The 6,149-nt window shown below is 66.7% G+C and carries 5 protein-coding genes; 2 read left to right on the forward strand and 3 right to left on the reverse strand.

The genetic code is table 11. From position 1 onward, the window contains the following. Positions 1–68: 68 nt before the first annotated feature. Together RMO57_RS09540 and RMO57_RS09545 are read right to left on the reverse strand one after the other, a co-directional pair. The gene (locus RMO57_RS09540) at positions 69–2,444 is read right to left on the reverse strand and encodes a catalase (protein ID WP_310386044.1); all 2,376 of its coding nucleotides are present in this window, start codon (positions 2,442–2,444) and stop codon (positions 69–71) included. A 25-nt stretch (positions 2,445–2,469) separates the two neighbouring features. Beyond that, the gene (locus RMO57_RS09545; RefSeq protein ID WP_310386046.1) at positions 2,470–3,402 is read right to left on the reverse strand and encodes a YihY/virulence factor BrkB family protein; all 933 of its coding nucleotides are present in this window, start codon (positions 3,400–3,402) and stop codon (positions 2,470–2,472) included. A gap of 364 nt (positions 3,403–3,766) precedes the next feature. On the opposite strand from RMO57_RS09545, the gene RMO57_RS09550 reads away from it, so the two are divergent. Beyond that, positions 3,767–4,030 (forward strand): hypothetical protein, encoded by a 264-nt coding sequence (locus RMO57_RS09550; protein ID WP_310386048.1) that lies wholly within the window; start codon positions 3,767–3,769, stop codon positions 4,028–4,030. A gap of 31 nt (positions 4,031–4,061) precedes the next feature. Further along, positions 4,062–5,210 carry a PHB depolymerase family esterase gene (locus RMO57_RS09555; protein WP_310386050.1) on the forward strand — a complete coding sequence of 383 codons (1,149 nt, stop codon included), beginning with the start codon at positions 4,062–4,064 and terminating at the stop codon, positions 5,208–5,210. Positions 5,211–5,412: 202 nt separating this feature from the next. Here the strand turns inward: RMO57_RS09555 and RMO57_RS09560 are convergent. Then, the coding region (locus tag RMO57_RS09560) for a transglutaminase family protein (protein WP_310386052.1) at positions 5,413–6,149 on the reverse strand (737 nt) is incomplete at its 5' end.

Below are 6,149 nucleotides of genomic sequence, written 5' to 3' on the forward strand. Positions count from 1 at the left end.
AGGCCGGCGACAAGCTCACGCAAGCGGCCCGCGAGTTCGTCACCGCCGTGGCGCGGCGGGGCTGAGCTTCAGATCGGCGGCGGGTCGAACGCACGCTCCCAGTTGCGGTGCAGGGAAGCGGCATCGATGAACGCGGGCATCTCGCGAACGATCGCCCAATCCGACTCGTCGTCGGTCGGCACGCCCGCTTCCTCGACCAGGCCAACGCCCGCGCCCAGCATCAGGATCGGCTTGCAGTGGCGGTACTGGTCCTTGAGGAATTCCAGCGCATGCCCGAGCGTGCCCAGCTCGTTGGCCGCCCCCTCGCCATCGGGCACGATTACCGCATCGAAGAGCACCGAGGGCGCCGTTTCGAAGGTCGCGTCGGGCTCGAGGATCTCGCCTTCGAGCGTTTCCACCGGACCCAGGCGCACGGCGAGCAGGCGCGCGACGGCGCCGCCATCCGCCAGGGCCGCGAGCGACTTCTTCACCGAGGCGCCCTTGACACCCGTGGCAATGAAGAGCGCCACCTTGCGGCCGCGAATGCCGCCCTCCCCGGGCCGGAACAGGAGCGACAGCGCGGGCGATTTCGCCACCTCGACTTTCGGCGGCTCGATCACGCGCGGCATCGGCTTGGGCAGGCGGATGCCGATGCCCTCGGCGACGGCGCCGGCCAGCTCGTCGGAGACGTTGCGCAGCATCGACACCGTGCGTTCGCGAATCGCGGGCACCCCGACCTTGGTGAGCTCGAAGCGAAAGCCGCGAACGATGTGCGCCTTCTCCCACGGGGCCTGGCTGTTCCAGAAGAGCGTGGCCTGGGAATAGTGGTCGGCGAATTTCTCCGGCTTGCCGCGCACCTTGTCGTCGGCGATCGGCTCGGGAAAGCTCATGAAGCCGCGCGCGCCGGCCTGGAACGGGCAACCCCCACCGAGCGAGTTCGGCTCGTAGGCAACGCGCCCGCGGTGGATCGCCTGGCGATGCATGCCGTCACGCTGGTTGTTGTGCGCCTGCGCGATCGGCGAATTGATCGGGATTTCGTGGAAGTTCGCCCCGCCCAGCCGGGAGATCTGCGTGTCGAAGTACGAGTGGATGCGCCCGGCGAGCAAGGGGTCGTTGGAGAAGTCGATCCCGGGAACGAGGTTCTGCACCCCGAAGGCCACCTGCTCGGTCTCGGCAAAAAAGTTGTCCGGGTTGCGGTTCAGCACCATGCGGCCAATCGGGCGCACCGGCACCAGCTCCTCGGGCACCAGCTTGGTCGCGTCGAGGATGTCAAAGCTGAACTGCTCGGCCTGCGCCTCGGTGAAGGTCTGCACGCCCAGCTCCCACTCGGGGTAGGCGCCGCTTTCGATGCGCTCCCACAGGTCACGCCGGTGGTAATCGGGGTCGGCGCCGGAGATCTTGACCGCTTCGTCCCAGACCAGCGAATGGGTGCCGTATTTGGGCGTCCAGTGGAACTTCACGAACACCGATTCGCCGGCGGCGTTGACCAGCCGGTAGCTGTGCACGCCGAAGCCCTGCATGGTGGCGTAGCTGCGCGGCAGCGCCCGGTCGCTCATCACCCACATCAGCATATGGGTGGACTCGGGCATCAGCGAGACGAAATCCCAAAAGGTGTCGTGGGCGCTGGCCGCCTGCGGCATCTGGTTGTGCGGTTCGGGCTTGACCGCATGGACCAGGTCGGGGAACTTCATCGCATCCTGGATGAAGAACACCGGCATATTGTTGCCGACCAGATCCCAGTTGCCCGCGTCGGTATAGAACTTGACGGCAAAACCGCGCACGTCGCGGGCGGTGTCTTTGGAGCCGCGCTCGCCGGCCACGGTCGAGAACCGCACAAACACCGGCGTGATCTTGCCGGCCTGCTTGAACGGCGCCGCCTCGGTCAGCTGGGTCAGTGGCTCGAAGCATTCAAAAAAACCATGCGCGCCCGAGCCGCGTGCGTGGACGATGCGCTCGGGGATGCGCTCATGGTCGAAGTGAGTGATCTTCTCGCGCAGGATGAAGTCCTCCAGCAGCACCGAGCCGCGCGTGCCGGATTTGAGCGAGTTCTGGTTGTCGGCCACGGCCACGCCTTGATTGGTGGTCAAGACCTGGCCTGAGGAATCCACCCGCACACGGTCGAGGCCCCCGGCCGCTGCGTTGCCGCCCTCGGGCGCTCGTGTGCCCACCTTGGCGCTGCTGTTGGCTTCACTCAAAGTGCTGGCTCCGGCCAAGCGAGATGCCGGCTCGGCCGTCGCACCGGCCGGCGGCATCAGGCCCTGATCAAAGCCATGTTCGGCGGCCTTGTTCGGGTTGAAGGGCATGGCGGCAACGAGGGCCTCGGTTTGCGCCAGTTGCTGGGCCATCGGGTCAGGCGGCAGCGCCGCCGAGGCGCGCTTTCTTTTAGGCTCGGGGAAGGTGGCGGGCGCCGCCGAGGAGGGCAGGGCAGCGGCAGAAGTGGCAGTGGATTTGGGTGTCTTGGGCATGGTGGGCAATCAGTGAATAAATCAATCAACCAGTGGGGCCGGGGCCTGCGCGGGCCACACTGCCGGCCTTGCTGGGCGGGGTCTGTACCTTGTCGGGCTGCGCGGATGGCTGGCGGAAGGAGCCAAAGCTGTGGGCGTAGGCCCAGGTGAATTCGGCGCCGAACAGGAAAATCTGCGCCGAGTAGTAAACCCAAAGCAAGAGCACGGCCAGCGAGCCGGCGGCGCCAAAGGCCGACGCGACGCCGCTCTTGCCGATGTAGAGGCCAATCAAAAGCTTGCCGATATTGAACAGCAGCGCCGTCACCCAAGCGCCTATCCACACATCGCGCCAGGCGATGCGCACGCGCGGCATGATTTTGTAGATCAACGCAAACATCGCCGCGACCAAGGCATAGCTGATGACGAAATTGACGCATCCGGCCAAGACCGCCCAGCCGGCCAGCGCCGCCCCGCTCCAGGCGCTGAAGGCCGCGATCGCCGCGCTCAGCAGCAGCGAGGTCGTCAGCAAAAAGCCGATGCCCAGAATCATTCCGAATGACAGCAGGCGCGAGCGCAGCAATCCCCACAGACCTTGCGGCTTGTTGCGTTGCGGCGCGCGCCAGATGCGGTCCAGCGCATCCTGCAGCTCACCGAACACCGTGGTCGCACCCAGCAGCAGCAAGGCACCCCCGATCAGCGCGGCGGTCCAGCTCTCGGCCGGCCGCGCAGCACTCTCCAACATGGCCTGCACGGCCAGCGCGCCGCTCTCGCCCATCAAACCACGCAGTTGCATCAGCACCTCGCCGCTGGCCGCTTCGCGCCCAAACACCAGGCCGGCCACCGAGATCGCAATCAGCAACAGCGGCGCGATCGAGAACATCGTGTAATAGGCCAAGGCGGCGCCCATGCTCGGCGCGTAATCATCAATCCAAGCGGTGCCGGCCTGCTTGCAGAGCCGCCAGAGTTGCGCCGGCCTCACGGAGCGGGGCCGCCAACAAGGGTGCCATACAGGGCTTGCCTGGCGCTGCAGCTTGGCCGCATCAGAGACCGCAACGCAGACCGCAACGTAGGCCACGAAAGCCAGCGGGCCGCAGCTGCGCAACGCGGTTCTTCTTGTCTTTTCTCGCCCATCTTGACCCCTGCCAACTTGACCTGCCAAGGCTACCTGCGCGAGCACGTCTGCTGCAGCAGCCGAGAAGCCGTTGCCTTGTCGGACAAGTCCTTCAAACGGCCGCGCCCTCGGCCGGCTGCGCTGCCGGGCTTGATGGGCGACCATTGCTGAGTCCCATCAGCGACCGATTGCGCTGATCCAAGCTCCACCAATAGACGAGAAAGTGCGCACGATGATTGAGCAGCAAGCCGGTAAGTTCGATAGTTACGGCGGCCAATCGTTCGTCGTCCGCGCCCAGCAAGAAGGCAATGTCTGGACCGGACACTTCCGCGTGCTGGCGCCCTCGACCGACCAAGCGCGCGCAGCGCCAGCGCCCACCCACCACCGCTGGACGCCGCTGGACCCGGGCTGGGCGACCGAGAACGAGGCCCGCACGAATGCGACCGAGGCGGCTCATGCGGCCATCGACGCGCTTTTGTCCGGCCGCATTCCTTGAGCCGCCGCGCCGCCCACACCAGGAACCTCGCATGAAAAACCCCTTCATCGCACGAGCGGCATCGCTACAGGCTGCCGTGCTCAAAGCCACGATGCGCCGCAGCTTCGGCCACATGCGCCGCGCCACCGAAACCATCCGCCAGGCGCTGGCTGCGACTCGGCCGGCCAAGGCTGCAGCTAAAGCTGCACTAAAAACTAAAGTGCAGGCCGAAACGGCTGCGGCCTCAACACGCCTGCAGAAACGCTCGGTCAAGCGGGCAACGCCGCTACCCGGCAGCTTCGAGACCCAGCAATTCACAAACTCGGCCGGCACCCGCGCCTACAAGGTCTATGTGCCCGCACGCAAGTCAAAAGGCCCGCGCGCCTTGGTCGTGATGCTGCACGGCTGCAAGCAGTCGGTCGACGACTTTGCGGCCGGTACCCGGATGAACCGGCTGGCGGAGGCGCATGGCTTTCTTGTCCTCTACCCCGAGCAGGCCGTGCAGGCGAACGCCTCCAAGTGCTGGAACTGGTTCCAGCCCCGGGACCAGCTGCGGGGCGACGGCGAGCCGTCGCTGATCGCCGGCATCGCCCGCGAGGTGGCGGACAAACATGCTGCCGACCCGCAGCGCATCTTTGTGGCCGGTCTTTCGGCCGGCGCGGCGATGGCCGTGGTGTTGGGCGAAACCTACCCGGAAATATTTGCCGGCGTGGGTGCCCATTCGGGGCTGCCCTACGGCAGCGCGCACGACATTGGCTCGGCTTTGTTGGCGATGAAGGGCGGTCGCAGCGGCATCCCGGGGCTGCGGAATTTGGGCGTCTGGACGCCCGCGCCGGGCCGCACCGCCACGCAGGCCGTGCCCGTCATCGTGTTCCACGGTGACAGAGACCACACGGTGCAGCAGTCGAATAGCAGCTTGATGGTCCAACAGGCGCGCGACGCGCATGCTGCTCAGCCGGGCGAGGCTGAGTTGCGTGTCGGCACCCGGTTCGGTGTCACGGCGGGTGGCCGCCGCTTCAGCCGCGAGGTTCACACCGACGCCGAGGGCCAGGCCCGGATTGAAAACTGGACCCTGCACGGTGCGGGCCACGCCTGGTCGGGCGGCCACGCGAGCGGCTCCTACACCGACGGCGCCGGCCCCGATGCCTCGGCGGAGATGGTGCGCTTCTTCCTGGACCTGCCCCGCGCCGGCACGGCCTGACAGGCCGCCGGCGCTGGCTGGCGCATCAGGGGCAGCGCATCAGGGGCAAGTCCCCCAAACCCCTTTCACAGGCTCGCCTGCGGTCAGCAATGGCGAGTATGGGTTTACGGGCCTCGTGCAGAAGGTCAGCGGCGCCAAACGCCCGTGGCCCAGCCTTCTGAAGCCAGCCGCAAGCCCCTCCACCTCACCCTCACCCTCACCCTCACCCCAACGGCGTCACCGTCACCTTCACCTGCAATTGCTGCGCGCCGCCGCCCAGCACGATGCCGCGCATCGGCGTCACGTCGCTGAAGTCGCGGCCCCAGCCCAAGGTGATGTGCTCGCCCTGCACCAGGCAACGGTTGGTGGGGTCGAAATCGATCCAACCATGCACGGGGCAGAACACCGACACCCAGGCATGTGAGGCGTCGGCGCCGATCAGGCGCGGGTGGCCGGGCTTGGGGTGGGTGAGGATATAGCCGCTCAAATAGCGCGCCGGCAGGCCTAAGCTGCGCAGGCAGCCAATCATCAGCTGGGCAAAGTCCTGGCAGACACCGCGCCGGCCGCTCAAGACCTGCTCCAGCGGGGTGGAAATCTCGGTGGCCTCCGGGTCGAACTTGAAGTCGGCAAAGATGCGCTGGGTCAGGTCCAGCGCGGCTTCCAATACCGGCCTGCCCGGGCGAAAGCTGGGGCGCGCATACAGCTCCAGTGCGGCGCTCAGCTCAACATGGGGCGAGGCGTAGAGATAACGCGTTGCTTCCAGGGTGTCGGGGGACTGCGCACGCTGCACCACCTCACGCACCGCCTCCCAAGGCTTGGAGCCCTGCAAGGCCGCCATGCTGGGCCGCCGGCTCAAAGTGACGACCGAGTCCGCACGCACATTCAGGATCTTGTGCGGTGCCATCAGGGTCAGTCGCCGCGTCGGGTTGCCGAAATAGTCGCGGCCCTCACTGGTTTCAT

The organism is Roseateles sp., from assembly GCF_031397715.1.
In the GTDB taxonomy this organism is placed as follows: domain Bacteria; phylum Pseudomonadota; class Gammaproteobacteria; order Burkholderiales; family Burkholderiaceae_C; genus Paucibacter_A.